General features: G+C 54.9%; 19 protein-coding genes. 14 read left to right on the top strand and 5 right to left on the bottom strand.

Features of this window, described 5'->3' with window-relative positions:
* Positions 1 to 463: 463 nt before the first annotated feature.
* The 4 genes from KPHS_05480 (at position 464) to KPHS_05450 (ending at position 2,248) form a co-directional block, all read left to right on the top strand.
* The gene (locus KPHS_05480) at positions 464 to 1,201 is read left to right on the top strand and encodes a hypothetical protein (RefSeq protein YP_005224848.1); all 738 of its coding nucleotides are present in this window, start codon (positions 464 to 466) and stop codon (positions 1,199 to 1,201) included.
* Entirely contained in the window at positions 1,198 to 1,443 is a 246-nt protein-coding gene (locus KPHS_05470; protein ID YP_005224847.1) for a phage transcriptional activator, Ogr/delta, read from the top strand. The genes KPHS_05480 and KPHS_05470 overlap by 4 nt, the downstream gene beginning before the upstream one ends.
* Before the next feature lie 17 nt (positions 1,444 to 1,460).
* Positions 1,461 to 2,027 (top strand): phage polarity suppression protein, encoded by a 567-nt coding sequence (locus tag KPHS_05460; RefSeq protein YP_005224846.1) that lies wholly within the window; start codon positions 1,461 to 1,463, stop codon positions 2,025 to 2,027.
* Between the two features lie 71 nt (positions 2,028 to 2,098).
* Positions 2,099 to 2,248 carry a hypothetical protein gene (locus tag KPHS_05450; RefSeq protein ID YP_005224845.1) on the top strand — a complete coding sequence of 50 codons (150 nt, stop codon included), beginning with the start codon at positions 2,099 to 2,101 and terminating at the stop codon, positions 2,246 to 2,248.
* Positions 2,249 to 2,660: 412 nt separating this feature from the next.
* Here the strand turns inward: KPHS_05450 and KPHS_05440 are convergent, their stop codons facing one another.
* On the bottom strand, positions 2,661 to 3,629 hold the full coding sequence (locus tag KPHS_05440) for a transposase InsC for insertion sequence IS903 (protein YP_005224844.1): 969 nt from the start codon (positions 3,627 to 3,629) through the stop codon (positions 2,661 to 2,663).
* 204 nt (positions 3,630 to 3,833) lie between these two features.
* Here KPHS_05440 and KPHS_05430 point away from each other — a divergent pair, with 204 nt between their 5' ends.
* On the top strand, positions 3,834 to 4,913 hold the full coding sequence (locus KPHS_05430; protein YP_005224843.1) for a hypothetical protein: 1,080 nt from the start codon (positions 3,834 to 3,836) through the stop codon (positions 4,911 to 4,913).
* On the opposite strand, the gene KPHS_05420 is transcribed toward KPHS_05430, so the two are convergent.
* A complete protein-coding gene (locus KPHS_05420) occupies positions 4,877 to 4,990 on the bottom strand; it encodes a hypothetical protein (RefSeq protein ID YP_005224842.1) in 114 nt (37 codons plus the stop codon). The two genes, KPHS_05430 and KPHS_05420, sit on opposite strands and share 37 nt — an antisense overlap.
* Before the next feature lie 410 nt (positions 4,991 to 5,400).
* Between KPHS_05420 and KPHS_05410 the strand changes: the two genes are divergently transcribed.
* Positions 5,401 to 6,411 carry a hypothetical protein gene (locus tag KPHS_05410; RefSeq protein YP_005224841.1) on the top strand — a complete coding sequence of 337 codons (1,011 nt, stop codon included), beginning with the start codon at positions 5,401 to 5,403 and terminating at the stop codon, positions 6,409 to 6,411.
* A gap of 57 nt (positions 6,412 to 6,468) precedes the next feature.
* Here KPHS_05410 and KPHS_05400 read toward each other — a convergent pair whose 3' ends face one another.
* Complete coding sequence (locus KPHS_05400) at positions 6,469 to 7,731, bottom strand: putative P4-type integrase (protein YP_005224840.1); 1,263 nt, start codon at positions 7,729 to 7,731, stop codon at positions 6,469 to 6,471.
* 824 nt (positions 7,732 to 8,555) lie between these two features.
* Here KPHS_05400 and KPHS_05390 point away from each other — a divergent pair.
* The 8 genes from KPHS_05390 to KPHS_05320 all read left to right on the top strand — a co-directional run bounded on the left by KPHS_05390 (position 8,556) and on the right by KPHS_05320 (position 16,942).
* On the top strand, positions 8,556 to 9,236 hold the full coding sequence (locus tag KPHS_05390; protein YP_005224839.1) for a putative carbonic anhdrase: 681 nt from the start codon (positions 8,556 to 8,558) through the stop codon (positions 9,234 to 9,236).
* Positions 9,233 to 10,702, top strand: a complete 1,470-nt coding sequence (locus KPHS_05380; protein ID YP_005224838.1) for a putative sulfate transporter — start codon at positions 9,233 to 9,235, stop codon at positions 10,700 to 10,702. The genes KPHS_05390 and KPHS_05380 overlap by 4 nt, the downstream gene beginning before the upstream one ends.
* A gap of 111 nt (positions 10,703 to 10,813) precedes the next feature.
* A complete protein-coding gene (locus tag KPHS_05370) occupies positions 10,814 to 11,833 on the top strand; it encodes a putative alcohol dehydrogenase (RefSeq protein ID YP_005224837.1) in 1,020 nt (339 codons plus the stop codon).
* A gap of 130 nt (positions 11,834 to 11,963) precedes the next feature.
* Positions 11,964 to 12,848, top strand: coding sequence for a putative SN-glycerol-3-phosphate transport system permease (locus KPHS_05360; protein ID YP_005224836.1), 885 nt, complete (start codon positions 11,964 to 11,966; stop codon positions 12,846 to 12,848).
* The gene (locus tag KPHS_05350; RefSeq protein ID YP_005224835.1) at positions 12,838 to 13,725 is read left to right on the top strand and encodes a sn-glycerol 3-phosphate transport system permease; all 888 of its coding nucleotides are present in this window, start codon (positions 12,838 to 12,840) and stop codon (positions 13,723 to 13,725) included. Before KPHS_05360 ends, KPHS_05350 begins: the two co-directional genes overlap by 11 nt.
* 10 nt (positions 13,726 to 13,735) lie before the next feature.
* A complete protein-coding gene (locus KPHS_05340; RefSeq protein ID YP_005224834.1) occupies positions 13,736 to 14,560 on the top strand; it encodes a putative phosphohydrolase in 825 nt (274 codons plus the stop codon).
* A gap of 5 nt (positions 14,561 to 14,565) precedes the next feature.
* The gene (locus tag KPHS_05330) at positions 14,566 to 15,639 is read left to right on the top strand and encodes a sugar ABC transporter (protein YP_005224833.1); all 1,074 of its coding nucleotides are present in this window, start codon (positions 14,566 to 14,568) and stop codon (positions 15,637 to 15,639) included.
* Positions 15,632 to 16,942, top strand: coding sequence for an ABC transporter substrate-binding protein (locus tag KPHS_05320; protein ID YP_005224832.1), 1,311 nt, complete (start codon positions 15,632 to 15,634; stop codon positions 16,940 to 16,942). The genes KPHS_05330 and KPHS_05320 overlap by 8 nt, the downstream gene beginning before the upstream one ends.
* Before the next feature lie 143 nt (positions 16,943 to 17,085).
* Here KPHS_05320 and KPHS_05310 read toward each other — a convergent pair whose 3' ends face one another.
* Together KPHS_05310 and KPHS_05300 are read right to left on the bottom strand one after the other, a co-directional pair.
* Positions 17,086 to 17,985, bottom strand: coding sequence for a putative sugar phosphate isomerase/epimerase (locus KPHS_05310; RefSeq protein YP_005224831.1), 900 nt, complete (start codon positions 17,983 to 17,985; stop codon positions 17,086 to 17,088).
* Positions 17,986 to 18,008: 23 nt separating this feature from the next.
* Positions 18,009 to 18,893: a protein IolH gene (locus KPHS_05300; RefSeq protein ID YP_005224830.1), complete on the bottom strand. Its 885-nt coding sequence runs from the start codon at positions 18,891 to 18,893 to the stop codon at positions 18,009 to 18,011.
* Positions 18,894 to 18,914: the final 21 nt, after the last annotated feature.

The raw sequence follows: 18,914 nt of genomic DNA, 5'->3' as shown, positions 1-18,914 counted from the left end.
TTTTGTGGTGTCTCACCACACAACAGGCTAATTTTTAATCAAAAAAAGGTGCTGGCCTATATTGGCCATTATTGACCGTTATTGGCCATTGTTGGCAAAGCGATTAATTACTAAATGGAATTTTAAATTAATTATTTATCCCAAATAATTCTAAGTATCTCAAAAACGGTCAGCGGTTAATAAATAGCCAGGGTGAACAGTGGTGAACAGACGGTGAACAGTCACCCTCTCAACTATTCACCCTTTATCTTACTGTATTACTTATATTTTTTCTTATGGTGAACAGTGGTGAATAGTTAACAGTAAAAAAACAAACGGTGAGTATGCTTTTCCTGAGACCTTTCTCTGGCAAGCCGGGTTTTAACGTCCTGTTTGTGCCAGCACTGCCACAACCGCAACAGGTCGTGTTGTTGTGTGTGCCCCGGCAGAATCACCTCATGTTGAAACCACGAGGAAACCTGCCATGACCGACACCACCTTTATCCCTGATTACCTGAAACCGGCGCTGGAGCGACTGGCCGAGGCCAGAGCGGCCCATCTTGAACAGGCCCGCCTGATGGAGGACACCCTGACGGCCATCACCCGCGCAGAGGAGCAGAAAGCGGAGCTGGAGCAGGACAACGGCAGCGACACCCGCACCTGGCGTGCTGCTTTCCGTGCCGGGGGCGCCATGCTGACGGATGAGCTGAAAAGCGGCCATATCGAACGCGTGGCCCGCCGGGAGCTGGCGCAGGAATGCCACAACCTGACCGAAGTGCTGGCCTTTGAACGTGACCAGCTGAAAGCCACCTGCAACAGCACCGCGCGGGCATTCCGCCAGGCGCATCATGCTGTGCTGAGTAAATACGCTGAGGAAGAGCTTAACCGCGCGCTGAATGACACCCTCGGGCCACTGGTCCGGGCGATGGTGCTGAAAGCGGAGGTGATGGCAAACCCGCTCGCCAACACCACCGGCCATCAGGGGTACACCGAGCCGGAGAAAGAGGTCATGCATCAGGTGGTGACCTTCCTGACCGGGAAAGTGAGCGCCTTCTCCGTCACGCCAGCCGATGAGCCGGTGCTCTCCCTGACCGGCTTCCCGGCCGTCGCGCTTGCGCATATGGACCACGACGCCGCCAGCACGCCCGGCGAGCGTAAGGTCTGGCAGGAGAAAATCCGTCAGCGCGAGGCTGACCTGAAAGCGCGGGGGCTGCTGCCATGATGCACTGTCCGTTCTGCAAAAAGTCGGCGCATGCCCGCACCTCCCGCTATCTGTCGGAGAACGTCAAACAGCGCTATCACCAGTGCACCAATATTGAGTGCTCGGCGACGTTCCGCACCACTGAAGCCATCGACGAGGTTATCCGGCCCCCGGCGGAGAAAGCGCCGCCTGTCGCGGAGCCGGTCACACCCCCGGCACCCCGTAACGTGCAGGGCTGCTACAGCTCGCCATACCGTCATTAATCAGGGGAGAACTGACCATGACCACCCTTACGCTACAGCAGGCTTTTGAAGCCTGTCAGAAGAACGAAACCGCCTGGCTGAACCGTAAAGCCGAACTGGCGGCCGCAGAGCAGGAATATCAGGAACAGGTGCTGGCCGGGGATGACCGTATCCCGGCAATTATGCAGGAACTGCGCGACATTATCGATGTCAAAAAATGGGAGATAAATCAGGCCGCCGGGCGCTATATCCGCTCCCATGAAGCGGTGCAACGCATCAGTATCCGCAACCGGCTGAATGACTTTATGCAGGCGCACGGGACAGAGCTGGCCGCCACGCTCGCCCCGGAGCTGATGGGACTCAGTCAGCAGCCCGCACTCCTGACCGGCCATGCGCTCGACCGTTCGGCGCATTACCTGCGCGAAGCGCTGTCAGTGTGGCTGAGTACCGGTGAAGAAATTAATTATGCGGCAGAAGACAGCGATATTTTAACGGCCATCGGATTCAGGCCTGACGCGGCTTCGCGGGTGGATAATCAGGAAAAATACACCCCCGCACAGAGCCTGATTTATGCCCGCCGGCGCACGGAACTGGCCAGTAAGTAGCTCCGCAAAAAATCCCCGAAAATACTGCTATTTTTCCCGAATTAAGCCATGCATCCACAGGGTGCATGGTTTTGCATGCGTTTCCTCGCCTTGTTATTCCTGTCCGGCCCCTGTCCCGGCGCGGCCTGAGCCCCCCGATGTACCTGCATGAAAACCGCCCCACGAAGCGGGCAGGCGAGGCGGGGAAAGCACTGCGCGCCAGCGGTAAAGTATTTATTTAATGATATTTAATTTCGTGGCCTGAGCGCGTCGCTGCGCTGCGTGGGTTCGCAGGTGGAGCGATGGGTCGAACGGAGAGGTTCGAGGGTGTGGCGTGCCTTTGAGGCGGTCAGGTTAGGGGTAAGAGAAGGCTGCCCAGAGGATGGGATAAATCCGTCATTTCGGTGTTGATGGTGTAGCTTCTGAAGCCACACACCTACTATCTTTTCATTCGCATGATGTATACCTGTCGCGACCTGTGACCATAAATGCGCCAACATAAATATCACCTCCCTACGACTCTGACAGGCGTGACGGGGGAGAGCATTGCACGCTAAGCCATGAGGATAATTAGTTAACTATTATTCTGCTTAAGATCGGCTTTGTTGAATAAATCAGATTTCGGGTAAGTCTCCCCCGTAGCGGGTTGTGTTTTCAGGCAATACGCACGCTTTCAGGCATACCTGCTTTCGTCATTTTGTTCAGCGCTCGTACCAGGGCCATAGCCTCCGCAACCTGACCATCGTAGTCACGCAGCGTCAGTGAACCCCCGAACAGCTGTTTTACCCGGTACATCGCCGTTTCCGCTATCGAGCGACGGTTGTAATCTGTTGTCCATTTCCACCGCGCATTACTCCCGGTCATTCGCTGATTAGCCACTGCACGGTTACGGTCTGCATATTCACCGGGCCAGTAACCCGCACCTTTTCGGGGCGGGATAAGCGCGCTGATTTTCTTACGCCGCAGTTCATCGTGACAGAGCCGGGTATCGTAAGCTCCATCGGCGGCGGCTGACCTGATTTTCCGGTGGGTTTGCCGGATTAACCCGGGGAAGGCCTCTGAGTCCGTAACGTTGTTCAGCGACAGGTCAGCGCAGATGATTTCATGTGTTTTACTGTCAACTGCCAGATGCAGCTTACGCCATATACGACGGCGTTCCTGGCCATGCTTTTTGACTTTCCACTCGCCTTCACCGAAGACCTTCAGCCCGGTGGAATCAATTACCAGGTGTGCGATTTCACCCCGGGTGGGCGTTTTGAAACTGATATTAACCGACTTTGCCCGCCTGCTGACACAGCTGTAATCCGGGCAGCGTAGCGGAACGTTCATCAGAGAAAAAATGGAATCAATAAAGCCCTGCGCAGCGCGCAGGGTCAGCCTGAATACGCGTTTAATGACCAGCACAGTCGTGATGGCAAGGTCAGAATAGCGCTGAGGTCTGCCTCGTGAAGAAGGTGTTGCTGACTCATACCAGGCCTGAATAGCTTCATCATCCAGCCAGAAAGTTATGGAGCCACGGTTGATGAGGGCTTTATTGTAGGTGGGCCAGTTGGTGATTTTGAACTTTTGCTTTGCCACGGAACGGTCTGCGTTGTCGGGAAGATACGTGATCTGATCCTTCAACTCAGCAAAAGTTCGATTTATTCAACAAAACCCTTAAGATCCCTCCATTCAAAAAGAAACGAAAAATGCTCACATACTCCCTCAATATTTAACGTTAAACCGATCAAACTCTAGGGAGAAGACGTTGCCTGTGCTAAGTCAATGGGAGTAAGCTTAATTTTTGTTCGTGGTCCATATCCAAAGATAAGAAGTTAAGGAAAAAGCATGAATATAGGGCATCTCAATTTTTTCAAGGTTAATAAGTGCGGTTTATACAAAGTAAATGATAACAATACCTATGGTTTAGAACTTAGCGAAACCTTTGACCTCATACAGGATTGGGTAGGAACGAAGTCACTTGCACTTACGATACCATGGGACCCAAAAGAAAAGCCAAACAGATCAAAGTGTTACTGCAAAGATATCTATAAAGATGAAAATACTGGTGATTTCTTAATCATGCTTTGGAAATCTGATACTGATAGTACCGGTTCTTTATTAGGTGCGAGTGAAGATGGTGAGATTGGAAGCTCATCTGTAGTTAAATATACAAATAGCTACAGAGGGAAAAAAGTTATCTGGGGTCGACCATGCTTTTATTGGGTTATCCCTGAGCTTGAAACTATAGTGTCGATTAAATTTGATCATTCAATTTGTGATTCTGAACTATTTCAAGACTATGTACATTCATCTATTACAAATAGAGTTAAACATAGCAAAAGAGTTAAGAACAAAACCGAGAAAGGTTATATAAGATTATCTAATACTGATGACGATGATTTATATAAATATATGTACAGATTTGATATGAAGCTCCGAAGCTTAGAAACCACGCATACTGAGTTAGGCAAATTGATACCAAAAATCACGCACATAGTTCGTAGAGAAACTATTATCATAAACCCAAATGATGCACGAGCTGATTGGCTAAAGACCTTTAGTACTCTCGTCCCATTTGTCTCCGGAAAGAAAAACACCAGAACAAGACAGATTGAAATTAAGGCAGAAGCGAAACCGTCCTTGAATGAAGTTAAAGAAATCATCGAAAAGTATTCTTCTGAGGATAGAGAGAAACGACTTTGGGACAATGTCGGGTTTGCTACGGATAAGGGAATAACTTGGGTAGATAAATATAGAATGCGTGATATTCTCAATGTTCCTTCCGAAGATTATTCAACGTATTCAGCCGCATATATTTACGAACAAATATCACACAAAAGAAAAGAATTCATTTCTCCTATATTAAAAGAATCAAAAGCTTTACAATCTCAATCAAGAATAAATAAAGCATCTGGAGAGGATTGAATGTTGAAAGCTATAGTAGGCATCTTCAAATACACATGGATATACTTAGCGATATTCTGTATATCGCTGATAATCATTTCACCATCTAATATTAATTATGTGTATAACGATTTTGCTAACTATTGCACTCTTCTCGTATCAGTTTCTGGAATGGTTTTTACTATTATGGGAATTTGGTTAGCGTTTCTTTACCCAAATGCTTTACAGCGTATCGTTAACCCCAAAACTATAGAAACTGTTGATTTCACCGAACAGCTGGAAGATACAAGAAGGTTAGAGGCAATAGTTGGAAGTGTTCTAAAGTCATCTTTCGTTATGATCACTTTACTTGTAGTATATTTAGTTAAACTTGTATTTTTCAAAAGTCATCTTTATTTAGAGAGCCAAGAAGTAATAAAAAATACATCTTTAGCATTAATTATTGCTATTTCCTATATGCAGATTGAGGCGGTAGTTAGCGTAATACTTGCAAATGTTATGTTCATCAATGATTTACATAACAAGCGTGAGCAAAGAGACATCGATGACCAAGTATGAGGTAAAAATGAAGAAGAATATACGTGTTATACCTAAAAACATTCATAGCAAGTTAAGAAGGCTTGGCAATACAGTCGTTGCTGGCACTTCGATCGCATTTACAGAGAATCAATTAAAAAATGGAATGTTAGAGCATCTCGGAATATATTTTGATAATGATGTTATTAAATATGAGGCATCGATCATTCCTGATCCATTGCAAGGTAAATATTCATTTAAAAATGTTTTCGGCGAGGAAGTCATCAGAAAAGACCTCCCAAAAGAAACTCACTATACCGAAATTGAGTCACCTAACTGGGGGGATAGCTCTAACGGTACACATACTGTTAGATTACCTCACGATAAATACCCCAGAGACATAATCCCACCAAAACTTATAGCAATTGAAATTAATCACAAGAAGTCCTCGGACAGCTATTTTATATTTAATTTCAGAGCAACTAGAATTTTAGAAAAAAATTCAAATAAGTTTGATGATGAGTTGCTATTTGATCTAAATCTTCTTCAAGAAAATCTCGGTAAATGTGGCGTTGAGAATGCTGATAAACCTATATCTACTTATGCTGATACACTTATAGTCTCATGGGACATATTTCCGCCAGGTAGCAAAGAAGAAATTTTAGCAAGAATTTTCAAAGGAAAAAACATAACTGACGATAAGAAAGCCGTTGCTGAAAATAGATATGAGTTCTTCATGAGCCTTGAACCTAAAAAAATTGTTACTGGAAATAGTACGTTCAGTAATTACATTGGAGCTATGCTAGAGGACGATCTGGTTGTTTTTGAGAACATAGAATATGGCAATGCGATATATATTCTCTATGACGACTGGGATGAAATCAGCAAACTATCTCGAATTGATTTGTTATCAGGAAGAGCAGGAAGTAATTTTGATAGAATAATCCACAGTGGTAATTGGAAAGAGGAAGTACGAAAAAAAGTTGCTACTGGAAGATTATGATTCAATATTTTAATATAAATAAACGCCTTCTTTTTGTAGAGGCGTTTATTTCTGCTATCAGCTTTTTCTTATTTTGGCAAATTCATAAGGTGTGACTATTTTGCCTTCATTTGATTTGAGATAATCAGCCCACCATTGCACCATTAAACGGCGTTCATCTAAATGTTCAGAAGTGTGAATATATGCTGCACGTACATTATTACGCTCTGAATGACTCAGTTGGCGTTCTATAGCATCATCACTCCATAAACCCGATTCCCCCAGCGCGCCGCGCGCCATCGTCCTGAATCCATGCCCACAGACCTCTGTTTTCGTATCATAGCCCATAGCACGCAACGCACCGTTTACTGTGTTTTCACTCATGACCTTCGTTGCGTCGTGATCTCCCGGAAAAAGTAGCTCTTTATCACCACTGATTTGCTTAAGCTGCTCTAACAACACTATAGCTTGTCGACTAAGCGGAACTATATGTTCCTCTTTCATCTTCATGCCGCGGTAGGAGTAACGTACGCCTTTAATTTCTTCACGCTTTGCAGGTATACGCCAAAGAGATTTAGCAAAATCGAATTCATCCCAACGTGCAAAACGGAGTTCACTGGAACGTACAAAAGTGAGCAATGAAAGCTCTACGGCGATCCGTGTCATTACACGACCACGATATGCCGCCAGACGAGCAAGAAATTCAGGGAAACGGCTAGAGGGTAAAGCTGGATAGTGTCTTGCTTTGGTTGTTGATAAAGCACCAGCCATATCACTGGCCGGGTTTGAGTCTATGTAATCGTTCTGAACGGCATAGCGCATAATGGCCGTTACACGCTGCTGAAGACGCTGCGCGACGTCATGTTTGCCACTGGCATCAACTTTTTTAATCGGGGCTAACAGGTGGCTGGTTTTGAGCTGGCGAATGTCGGACGAACCGATATGAGGGAAGATATAAAGCTCAAGATAGCGAAGAACGCGCGATCGATGGTCTTCACTCCATCGCTTGTTACTGGCATGCCATTCGCGAGCAATTGTTTCGAAAGTATATGCCCCCGAATTCTCGGCCTGAGCTTCTTTCTGTTCGGCTTTTGGGTCAATGCCCTGTACTAACAGCTTTTTAGCTTCGTCGCGCTTGGTTCTTGCCTGAGCAAGCGTCACAGTTGGCCAAACACCAAAAGCAAGGCGATCCTCTTTTTTGTCAGAGGGGCGTCTGTATTTCATGCGCCAGTATTTAGACCCCTTAGCCGAAACTTCGAGATACAAACCGCCGCCATCAGCCATTTTGTAGGTTTTGTCTTTGGGCTTTGCGGTCTCTACCTGCCTGGCGTTGAGCTTCATTTTGGGGGCACATTTCTAATCGAAGTTAAGATGCCCCCAATTATGCCCCCAATGACATCCGGATTTCAACGGACAACCTCGGACGACTCAGGACGTAAAAATCGCTGCAAGCATTGATTTTTAAGGGATAATTGGACTTTCTCGGATGGTCTTGGAAGTACTAATGGTGCCGAAGGCCGGACTCGAACCGGCACGTATTTCTACGGTTGATTTTGAATCAACTGCGTCTACCGATTTCGCCACTTCGGCACTGAAGGGGATGCGGAAACGTTCTGGATTATACCTGTCGGCGGCGGTCATGCAAGCGACAGCGTGTCGTCATTGCGCTAAGTGTTGAAAAAAACAGCGCTATCCTGCGCGGCGTCAGCTTTTACCGCCGTTCCGGGGCGCGACTGCCATCAGCAACCCTCCTCTCACAACCCCCACAACCCCAGCACCACCTGCCAGCCACTCCCCTTTCCCCTTGCCCCCCAAACTTCACTCAAAGTCATCTCTATTTTTTCTCACACCATTCTCACCCGAATCACTCAACCCACCCATCCCCAATATCCACTCCCCAACTATTCCCCCCACCCCACCCACCCGCATTCCCATATATTCCAGAAAGTTTTAATCAATGCCTTTTTATTACTCACCCACTCCGCAGTCAAATATTAATTTCATCAATATTTTTATAACTTTACATTAATGAAAAGTTTTCTTTTTGCCGTTTAATCCAGGATTTTCCTCAGGCGTGAAGGGTTCCGGTAAACACTATTTTTACTAGTCGCTGTACGAGTCTTGATGGACATATTCACTCGATGAATTAACTCAGGAGAATACTTGTGACGACGTTAAAACCTTTGCTGGCCCGCAACCGCAGCTGGGCGCTGCAGAAGTGTCAGCATGATCCGGACTATTTCGAAAAATGGGTCGACGGGCAGCGGCCCCACTCGCTGTGGATCGGCTGCTCCGACAGCCGCGTGCCCGCCGAGGTGCTCACCGGCAGCCAGCCCGGCGAGCTCTTTGTCCACCGCAATATCGCCAACATGCTCGATCCCGCCGACGACAACGTCATGAGCGTCCTGCAGTATGCCCTCGACTACCTTGAGGTGGAGCGGGTGGTGCTCTGCGGCCACTACGGCTGCGGCGGGGTGCAGGCGGCGCTCTCCCTGCCCACTCTGCCGCTGGCGCAGGAATCCTCGGCGCTGGCTCGCCGCATCGGCCAGCTGCGCCACACCCTGCATCACGAAATTGCGCAGATCGCCGATGACTGTTGTGTTGCGGCCTCCCCCGGCGCCAGCACCAGCGCCAGCGCCAACGCGGAGCGCTCTCGCCATGCGCTGGACGCCCTGGTGGAAGCCAACGTTCGCGCCCAGTTCGCCCCTCTGCTGGAGAGTGAACCGGTGCAGACGGTGCTCGCCAGCGGGCGACCGCTCAGCCTGCACGGCTGCGTCTACGATCTGGCTTCCGGCCATTTAACCACCCTCGTCGAACACCTCTCACCGCAGGAGCACGCCCCATGAACACGCTTCGTCAGGACTCTCTCGCCGGCATCGTCGTCTTCCTTGTCGCCCTGCCGCTGTGCCTCGGCATCGCCCAGGCCAGCGGCTTACCGCCCTTCGTCGGCCTGCTGACCGGCATCATCGGCGGCCTGGTCGTCACTGCCCTCAGCCCCTCCCGCTTCGCCGTCAGCGGCCCCGCCGCCGGACTGGTCACCATCGTCGTCGCCGCTATTGAATCCCTGGGTTCCTTCTCCCTCTTCCTGATGGCGCTGGCGCTGGCCGGCGTGCTGCAGCTGCTGTTCGGCATCCTGCGGGCCGGGCGCTTTATCTCGCTGGTTCCCGCCAGCGTCATCAAAGGCATGCTGGCGGCGATCGGCATCCTGCTGATTATTCAGCAGATCCCCGTCGCGCTCGGCAGCGCAGAAGAGACCGGGCTCGTTGATATCGTGAAGGGTAACGCCACCTTCTCCCTCAGTGCTATCGCCGTCGCCGCGGGCGGTCTGCTGGTGCTCTGGCTGTGGGGCTCGCCGCTTATTCGCCGGGTGAAGAGCCTGCGCTGGATCCCCGGGCCGCTGATCGCCGTCCTGCTCGGCTGCGTGACCACCCTGCTGCTGACCCATTTTGCGCCGCAGCAGCTGGCCGCCCTACCGCGTATTACCCTGCCGGCGTTCGGCAGCCTCGGCGACCTGCTGGGCGAGCTGGAGTCTCCCGCATGGAGCGCGTGGCGCAATCCGTCGGTGTGGGTGGTGGCGGTGACCCTGGCGCTGGTCGCCAGCCTCGAAACCCTGCTCAGCCAGGAGGCGCTGAAAAAGCTGCGCCCGCAAAATCCGCCGCCTTCGCCGAACCGTGAAATGGTCGCCCAGGGCGTGGGCAATCTGCTCTCCGGCGTGCTGGGGGCGATGCCGATCACCGCGGTGATCGTCCGCAGCTCGGTGAACGTCAGCAATGGCGCGCAGAGCAAACTGTCGATCTTTATCCACGGCGTGCTGCTGCTGATCTGCGGCCTGTGGTTCAGCGGCCTGCTAACCTTAATCCCGCTCGCCAGCCTCGCCGCCGTGCTGCTCTATACCGGCTATAAGCTGGCGACCCCGCGGCTGTTCATCGAGCAGTTCCGCCAGGGGGCGGCGCAGTACGTCCCGTTCCTCGCCACCATCGGCGGGATTATCGCCTGCGGCATGCTGGCGGGGATCGGGATTGGTCTTGCCACCCAGATGGCATTCAGTCTCTGGCGCAGCCATCGCCACTCGCTGCAGCTGGCGCGCTACGATGACCACTACGTGCTGCGCATCCAGCAGAATCTGACCTTTATGCACAATCCGCATCTGCTGGCCCTGCTGGCGAAGATTCCGGAAAAGAGCGTGGTGATCGTCGAGCACGACAGCGTCGGCTATCTCGACCCGGACGTGCGGGCGGTGCTGGATGATTTTGCCGAGAACGCCCCGCAGCGCGGCATCCGCCTTAATCAGTGGCCGCTGGCCAGCCGCTGACCTTAACGGGCGGCTGGTCCGCCCGCTTCGCGACCCCTCCGATTGCCAAGCGCCTGGGAATACCATGCTCTACACTTTCTGGGTTATCACGCCAACCCCAAGGAAATGAACATGACCATCATTAAAAGCTACGCCGCCAAAGAAGCGGGCGCCGATCTGTCGCTGTGGGAATACGATGCCGGCGAGCTACAGCCGGAAGATGTCGAAGTTGAAGTGGAATACTGCGGGATCTGCCATTCAGACCTGTCGATGATCGACAACGAATGGGGGATGTCGAGCTACCCGCTGGTGGCCGGTCACGAGGTGATTGGCCGGGTGGCGGCGCTGGGCAGCGCGGCGCAGGATAAAGGGCTGAAGATTGGCCAGAAGGTCGGCATCGGCTGGACGGCGCGCAGCTGCGGCCATTGCGACGCCTGCATCAGCGGCAACCAGATCAACTGTCTGGAAGGCTCGGTGCCGACCATTCTCAACCGCGGCGGCTTCGCCAATAAGCTGCGCGCCGACTGGCAGTGGGTGATCCCCCTGCCGGAGAGCATCGATCTGGCGTCCGCCGGCCCGATGCTGTGCGGCGGCATCACCGTCTTTAAACCGCTGCTGACCCACCACGTCACCGCCACCAGCCGCGTCGGGGTGATCGGCATCGGCGGCCTCGGCCATATCGCCATTAAGCTGCTGCGGGCGATGGGCGCGGAAGTGACCGCCTTCAGCTCCAACCCGGCCAAAGAGCAGGAAGTGCTGGCGATGGGCGCCGATCGCGTGGTCAACAGCCGCGATCCGGAAGCCTTAAAAGCGCTGGCCGGTCAGTTCGACCTGATCATCAACACCGTGGCGGTGGACCTCGACTGGCAGCCGTACTTCGAAGCCCTGGCTTACGGCGGCAACTTCCATACCGTCGGCGCGGTGATGAAGCCGTTCCCGGTGCCGGCCTTTACCCTGATCGGCGGCGACCGCAGCATCTCCGGCTCGGCGACCGGTAATCCGTCCGAACTGCGCACGCTGATGAAGTTTGCCGGGCGCAGCAAAGTGGCTCCGACCACCGAGCTGTTCCCGATGTCGCAAATTAACGAAGCGCTGAAGCACGTTCGCGAAGGCAAAGCCCGCTACCGCGCGGTGCTGAAAGCCGACTTCTGATGATTCTCTCCCGCCGGGCGGCCCGCTCGCCCGGCGTTTTCCCCGTTGCTTCATCAAACCGTCATCTCCCCGCCATGCCTCTGTAGTCATTGCTTCCCACAATCCGGGCTTCGATAAATGGCTGAACGAGATGCGCGTCACCATGAGAAAGACCTGGCTTCCCTGGCTGATCCTGTCGCCTTCCCTGCTGTTTTTACTGCTGTTTACCTGGTTCCCGCTGGGGCGTTCGGTGTATGACAGCCTGTTTGATACCCGCATGGCCAGCGACGGCGCGCAGTACGTCGGGCTGGATAACTTCTCCCGCCTGTTTGCCGACGGCGTTTTCTGGCAGTCGCTGGTCAATAATCTGCTCTATATCCTGCTGACGGTAGTGCCCGGGGTGACCCTCGCCCTGCTGCTGGCGGTGGCGCTGAGCGAGAACCATCGCGTCAACCGCTGGCTGCGCACCGCCTTTTTCTTCCCGATGATTATCCCGATGGTCAGCGCCGCCGCGCTGTGGCTGTTTATCTTTATGCCCGGCCTCGGCCTGCTCGACCACTATCTGGCGAAGCTGTTCGGGCCGATGAACAACAACTGGCTGGGACGCAGCAACAGCGCGCTGCTGGCCCTGGCGCTGATCGGCGTGTGGAAGTTCGCCGGCTACTACATGCTGTTTTTCCTCGCCGGGCTGCAGAGCATTCCGGCCTCGACGCGGGAAGCGGCGCTGATGGAGGGGGCTACCCGCACGCAGGTCTTTTTTAAGGTCACGCTACCGCTGCTGCGCCCGACCCTGAGCTTTGTGATCACCACCGCGCTGATCTACTCCATCACCCAGATAGACCACGTGGCGGTGATGACCCGCGGCGGGCCGGACAACGCCACCACCGTGCTGCTCTATTACATCCAGAATCTCGCCTGGGATACCCACGACCTCGGTAAAGCCTCCGCCGCCACCTTCCTCACCCTGGCCGGGCTGTTCGCCTTCTCGCTGATTAACCTGAAACTGCTGGAGAAAGGAGCCCACTATGAGCGCTGAAATCTCGCCGCTGCTGGTCCGCACGCCCGCCGCCGCCCGTCCGCTGTGGCTGCGCCTGCGCCGCTCGTCGCCCTTTACGCTCACAGTATTAATGTGCTGCCTGGCGCTGCTGTGGGTCAGCCCGTTTATCTGGATGCTGGCGACCTCGTTCAGCGCCACCACCTTCGGCGACGATATGGCGTCGCTGCTGCCCCGCCTGCCGCTGACTCTCGATAACTTCCGCGACGCCTGGAACAGCGCCGACTGGCTGAGCCTGTACGCCAACACCCTTATCTTCACCTTCGGCACCTTCTTCGTGCAGCTGTTGACCATCACCACCGCCGGCTACGTCTTCGCCTGCCACGAGTTTCGCGGCAAGCAGACGCTGTTTCTCCTGTTCCTGGTGCAGCTGATGATCATGCCGGTGGTGATGATGGTGCCGAACATGCTGACCCTGAAAACCTTCGGCCTGCTCAACACCCTCACCGGGGTGATGATGCCCTACTTCACCTCGGCGTTCGGCGTGTTCCTGATGCGTCAGGCGTTCCTCGCCATTCCGAAAGAGCTGGAGGAGGCGGCGCTGATGGAGGGCTGCCGCTGGTGGCAGGTGCTGTTCCGCGTACTGCTGCCGATGTCCTGGCCGTCGGTGCTGGCCTTCGCCACCGTCAGCATTACCTACCACTGGAACGAGTACCTGTGGCCGCTGATGATGCTCAACGATCCCGATAAGCAGGTGCTGACCGTCGGGCTGGTCTCTTTCGCCATGGGCGCCGAATCCGGCGGCCAGTGGGGCACCATCGGCGCCGGGACGCTGATGGTCTGCCTGCCGCTGATGCTGGCGTTCATCCTTTTTCAGAAACAGTTCCTGCGGAGCTTCGGCTTCTCCGGGATCAAATAAGGAGTGATTCATGCTGTTAGCGCACATTTCCGATACCCATTTCCGCAGCCGCGGCGAGAAGCTGTACGGCTTTATCGACGTCAATGCCGCCAACGCCGACGTGGTCTCCCAGCTTAACGCGCTGCGCGAGCGCCCGGACGCGGTGGTGGTGAGCGGGGATATCGTCAACTGCGGCCGCCCGGAGGAGTATCAGGTGGCCCGCCAGATCCTCGGCAGCCTGAACTATCCGCTGTATCTGATCCCCGGCAACCACGACGACAAAGCCCATTTTCTCGAGCATCTTCATCCGCTGTGCCCGCAGCTGGGCAACGATCCGCAAAATATGCGCTATGCGGTGGATGACTTCGCCACCCGCCTGCTGTTTATCGACTCCAGTCATGCCGGCACGTCAAAAGGCTGGCTGACCGACGAGACCATCAGCTGGCTGGAGGCGCAACTGTTCGAGGGCGGCGACAAACCGGCAACGATCTTTATGCACCACCCGCCGCTGCCGCTGGGCAATGCGCAGATGGACCCGATCGCCTGCGAAAACGGCCACCGTCTGCTGGCGCTGGTGGAGCGTTTTCCGTCGCTGACGCGCATCTTCTGCGGCCACAACCACAGCCTGACCATGACCCAGTATCGCCAGGCGCTGATCTCCACCATTCCCGGCACCGTCCATCAGGTGCCGTACTGCCACGAAGACACCCGGCCCTATTACGACCTCTCCCCGGCCTCGTGCCTGATGCACCGTCAGGTCGGTGAGCAGTGGGTGAGCTACCAGCACTCGCTGGCCCACTACGCCGGGCCGTGGCTGTACGACGAAAACATCAGTTGCCCAACGGAAGAGCGCTAACCGCCATGCTCAGTCTGCAAAACATCAGTAAACGTTTCGACGGCAAACCGGCGCTCAGCGCCCTGTCGCTGGATATTCACGAAGGCGAATTCGTGGTGCTGGTCGGCCCGTCGGGCTGCGGGAAAAGCACCCTGCTGCGCCTGCTCGCCGGGCTGGAGCCGGTCAGCGAAGGACAAATCTGGCTGCATGATGAGAACATCACCGCCACCACGCCGCGCGAGCGCAACTTCGCGATGATCTTCCAGAACTATGCCCTGTTCCCCCATCTGTCGGTGCGCGACAACATCACCTTCGGCATGAAGGTGCGCAAGGAAGAGAAAAGCAGCTGGCAGCCGCGGGTGGACAAAGTGGCGCAGATGCTGCAGCTGGAGGCGCTGCTCGACCGCAAACCGGCGAAGCTCTCCGGCGGCCAGCGCCAGCGGGTGGCGATGGCCCGGGCGATTGTGCGCAATCCGCGGCTGTTCCTGATGGACGAGCCGCTCTCCAACCTCGACGCCCGCCTGCGCAGCGAAGTGCGCGACAGCATTATGGCGCTCCACCAGCAGCTGAAAACCAGCACCATCTATGTGACCCACGATCAGACCGAGGCGATGTCGATGGCCGACCGCATCGTGGTGATGAACGGCGGCCACGTGCAGCAGGTAGGACGGCCAGAATATCTGTATGCCAACCCGGCCAATCTGTTCGTGGCCGGATTTATCGGTTCACCGGCAATGAATCTGCTATCGCTCCCCTGCGTTGACGGCAACGTTCAGCTTGGCGAACAACGCCATCCGCTGCCGCCGCGCCACCGGGATCAGACCCGCGTCTGGCTGGGCGTTCGCCCGGAACATATTACCGACCGCGTGGAGGAGGGCCATCTGCGCCTGCCGGCCACCGTTCTGCAACGAGAACTGATGGGGGCCGATTACCTGCTCCACGTCAGCACCCCGATCGGCACCCTGCGCTTTAGCCGCCGCCACCGCGGCACGGTGCCGGAGAAAGGCGAGTCGCTACAGATCGGCTTCTCGCCTGCCGATGTGCATCTTTTTCATGCTGAGACCCAGCATAATTTATTGATGGAGTGTAATCATGTTTAAACCTTTTACGCTAGTCGCGGTTGGCCTCAGCCTTGCCCTGAGCGGCGCGGCGCTGGCAAAAGAGAAAATAGACTTCATGTTCCCGGCGCCGGTGGACGGCAAGCTGACCATGGAGATGACCCGCGTCATTAAGCAATTCAACGACTCGCAGCAGGATGTCGAAGTGCGCGGGATCTTCACCGGCAACTACGACACCACCAAGATCAAAGCCGAATCGGCGCAGAAGGCCGGCCAGCCGCCGGCGCTGGTGATCATGTCCGCCAACTTCACCACCGATCTGGCGCTGAAAGATGAGATCCTGCCGATGGACGAGCTGTTTAAATATGGCGATCAAAAGGCCGGCGATTTTCTGCAAAAGGAATTCTGGCCCGCGATGCATAAGAACGCCCAGGTGATGGGCACCACCTATGCGATCCCGTTCCATAACTCGACGCCGATCCTCTACTACAACAAGACGATGTTCGATCAAGCCGGGATCAAACAGCCGCCCCAGACCTGGGCCGAGCTGCTGGCTGATGCCAAAAAGCTGACCGACGAGAGCAAAGGCCAGTGGGGGATCATGCTGCCGTCGACCAACGACGACTACGGCGGCTGGATCTTCTCGGCACTGGTGCGCGCCAACGGCGGGAAATACTTTAACGAAGACTATCCGGGCGAGGTCTATTACAACTCGCCGACCGCCATCGGCGCCCTGCGCTTCTGGCAGGATCTGATCTACAAGGACAAGGTGATGCCGTCCGGGGTCTTGAACTCGAAGCAGATCAGCGCCGCGTTCTTCTCCGGCAAGCTCGGGATGGCGATGCTCAGCACCGGCGCGCTGGGCTTTATGCGCGAGAACAGCAAAGACTTTGAGCTTGGGGTAGCGATGCTGCCGGCCAAAGAGCAGCGTGCGGTGCCGATCGGCGGCGCCAGCCTGGTGAGCTTTAAAGGCATCAACGAGGCGCAGAAGAAAGCGGCGTATCAGTTCCTGACCTATCTGGTGAGCCCCGAGGTGAACGGCGCGTGGAGCCGCTTCACCGGCTACTTCTCGCCGCGCAAGGCGTCATACGATACGCCGGAGATGAAGGCCTATCTGCAGCAGGATCCGCGGGCGGCGATCGCCCTTGAGCAGCTGAAGTACGCCCATCCATGGTACTCCACCTGGGAGACCGTGGCGGTGCGTAAGGCGATGGAGAACCAGCTGGCGGCGGTGGTCAATGATGCCAAAGTGACGCCGGAAGCGGCGGTGCAGGCGGCGCAGAAGGAAGCCGACGCGCTGATGAAACCGTATGTGGACAAGACCGCGCTGGAGGAAGTGAAGTGACGCTTTACCCGTCATCGTCATCCTCACCCCGGCCCTCTCCCTGAGGGAGAGGGAACTGTCCGGCGCTGTGGTTAAGCCCTGGGTCCGGTTGAGAAAGGAAAAAAGCAGGCCATACCCGGTATGGCCTGAAAATGTCACAACGATTAGATCCCTGCCGTTTCGCGAATATATTTGCGCGCTTTGACGGCGTATTCGAAAGGATTGGCCAGAGCAGGATCCTGCTCGGCTTCCACTACCATCCAGCCTTTATAGCCAAAGTCGTCCAGCAGCTTGAACACCGGACGGAAATCGATCACCCCGTCGCCCGGGACGGTGAAGGTGCCTTTTTTCACGCCGTCGAGGAACGACAGGCCGTCGCGGCGCACCTGGTCGATCACCGGCGGGCGGACGTCTTTCAGGTGGACGTGGTTGATGCGCGGCAGATACTTTTTGAGGATCGCCAGCATCGGCGCTTCGCCGCCTTCGGAATACCAGGCGTGGCCGGTGTCGAACAGCAGGAAGACGCGCTCGTCCACCAGCGACATAAATTTGTCGATTTCCGCGGTGGTCTGAATGCCGGTGCCCATGTGGTGATGCAGACAGACCTGCATTCCCTTCTCCGCCGCCAGGCGGCCGAGGGTGTTGTAGCCTTCCGCCACCCGCTGCCACTCTTCGTCGCTGAAGCACGGCTTCGCATCGCCGAGGATCGGTTTATCCAGCCCCTGGATGCTGCCGCTCTGCTCGGAGCAGCCAATCACTTTCGCGCCCATCGCATGAAGGAAGTTCATGTGATTGACGAATTCATCAATGGTTTTTTCCCGCTGGCCGTTGGCGAAAAAGGTGCTGAACCAGGCGTTGCAGATCTGAATGCCGCGGATATCCAGCATCGGCTTGAGAACCGCCGGGTCGCGCGGATATTTGCTGCCGACTTCGCTGCCGGTAAAGCCGGCCAGCGCCATTTCGCTGACGATCTGCTGGAAGGTGTTTTCGCTGCCGAGCTCCGGCATATCATCGTTAGTCCAGCCGATTGGGGCGATAGCCAGTTTGACGTTATCTTTGTTCATAGTAGGGCTCCTGCCGCTGCGCCTTAGCGGCGCAGCAATTCACGTTCAATAAGTTCACGGGTTTCCACTGCCTGGTATTTCATTTTTTCCGGGTAGCCAAACAGCGAGGTGGCGACAATCGGCTCCCCGCCGACCTTGAAGGTCTGCTCGGCGAATTTCATTTCGCGCAGGGTGCGGAACAGCGCGTCGAAATCCACATCCCCTTCCCCGACGCCTACGTGCTGGTGCACCACGGCATCCACGCCCGGCGGGTTAACGATATAGCGGCAATGTTTCGTATGGTTGCGGGTATCCGCAATCAGGACATGGGAGAGATCGCTCCCGGCATAGCGCAGCATGCTCGCCACGTCGCCGACGCCTTTGTCGTAGAAAAAGGTGTGCGGCACGCTGTAGACGTACTTCACGTTATCGCTGCGGAACGACTTCACGATATCGACGGTTTCATTGTTCTCTTCGCAGAAATCCCAGGGATGCGCCTGGATCTCCACGCGGATGCCTTCCCGCTCAAAAATCGGCAACAGCTCTTCCATTGAGCGATAGAACATTTCATCGCAGATCTCAGGCTGATTCGGATCGCCGGAGAACTCGGTGTTGATCACCTGAACGCCCATCTCTACCGCAATTTCCACCAGCCGTTTCCAGTTTTTCACCGCCGCCTGACGGCGCAGTTCGTCCGGACCGGACCAGCGGTAGACGCAGATAAACGACGACAGCTCAAGGCCGGTATCGCGCAGCGCCTGCTTGTACTCCGCCATGATCTCCCGGCTGGCGCGCGGGTGCTTGTAGAACGGGTTAATCTGCGGGTGCGGCGACTGTTCAATGTACTTGTAGCCCCACTCCGCTACCTGATGGACCATGCGGGTGATCCCGAGGTCCTTAATGACATCCACATCAAAGGCAATTTTCATCGTCGTTACCTGTGCAAAGAA

The organism is Klebsiella pneumoniae subsp. pneumoniae HS11286 (assembly GCF_000240185.1).
Taxonomy (GTDB): domain Bacteria; phylum Pseudomonadota; class Gammaproteobacteria; order Enterobacterales; family Enterobacteriaceae; genus Klebsiella; species Klebsiella pneumoniae.
Note: the sequence above shows the minus strand (reverse complement) of the source record. Positions and strands in the feature narration are given on the sequence as shown.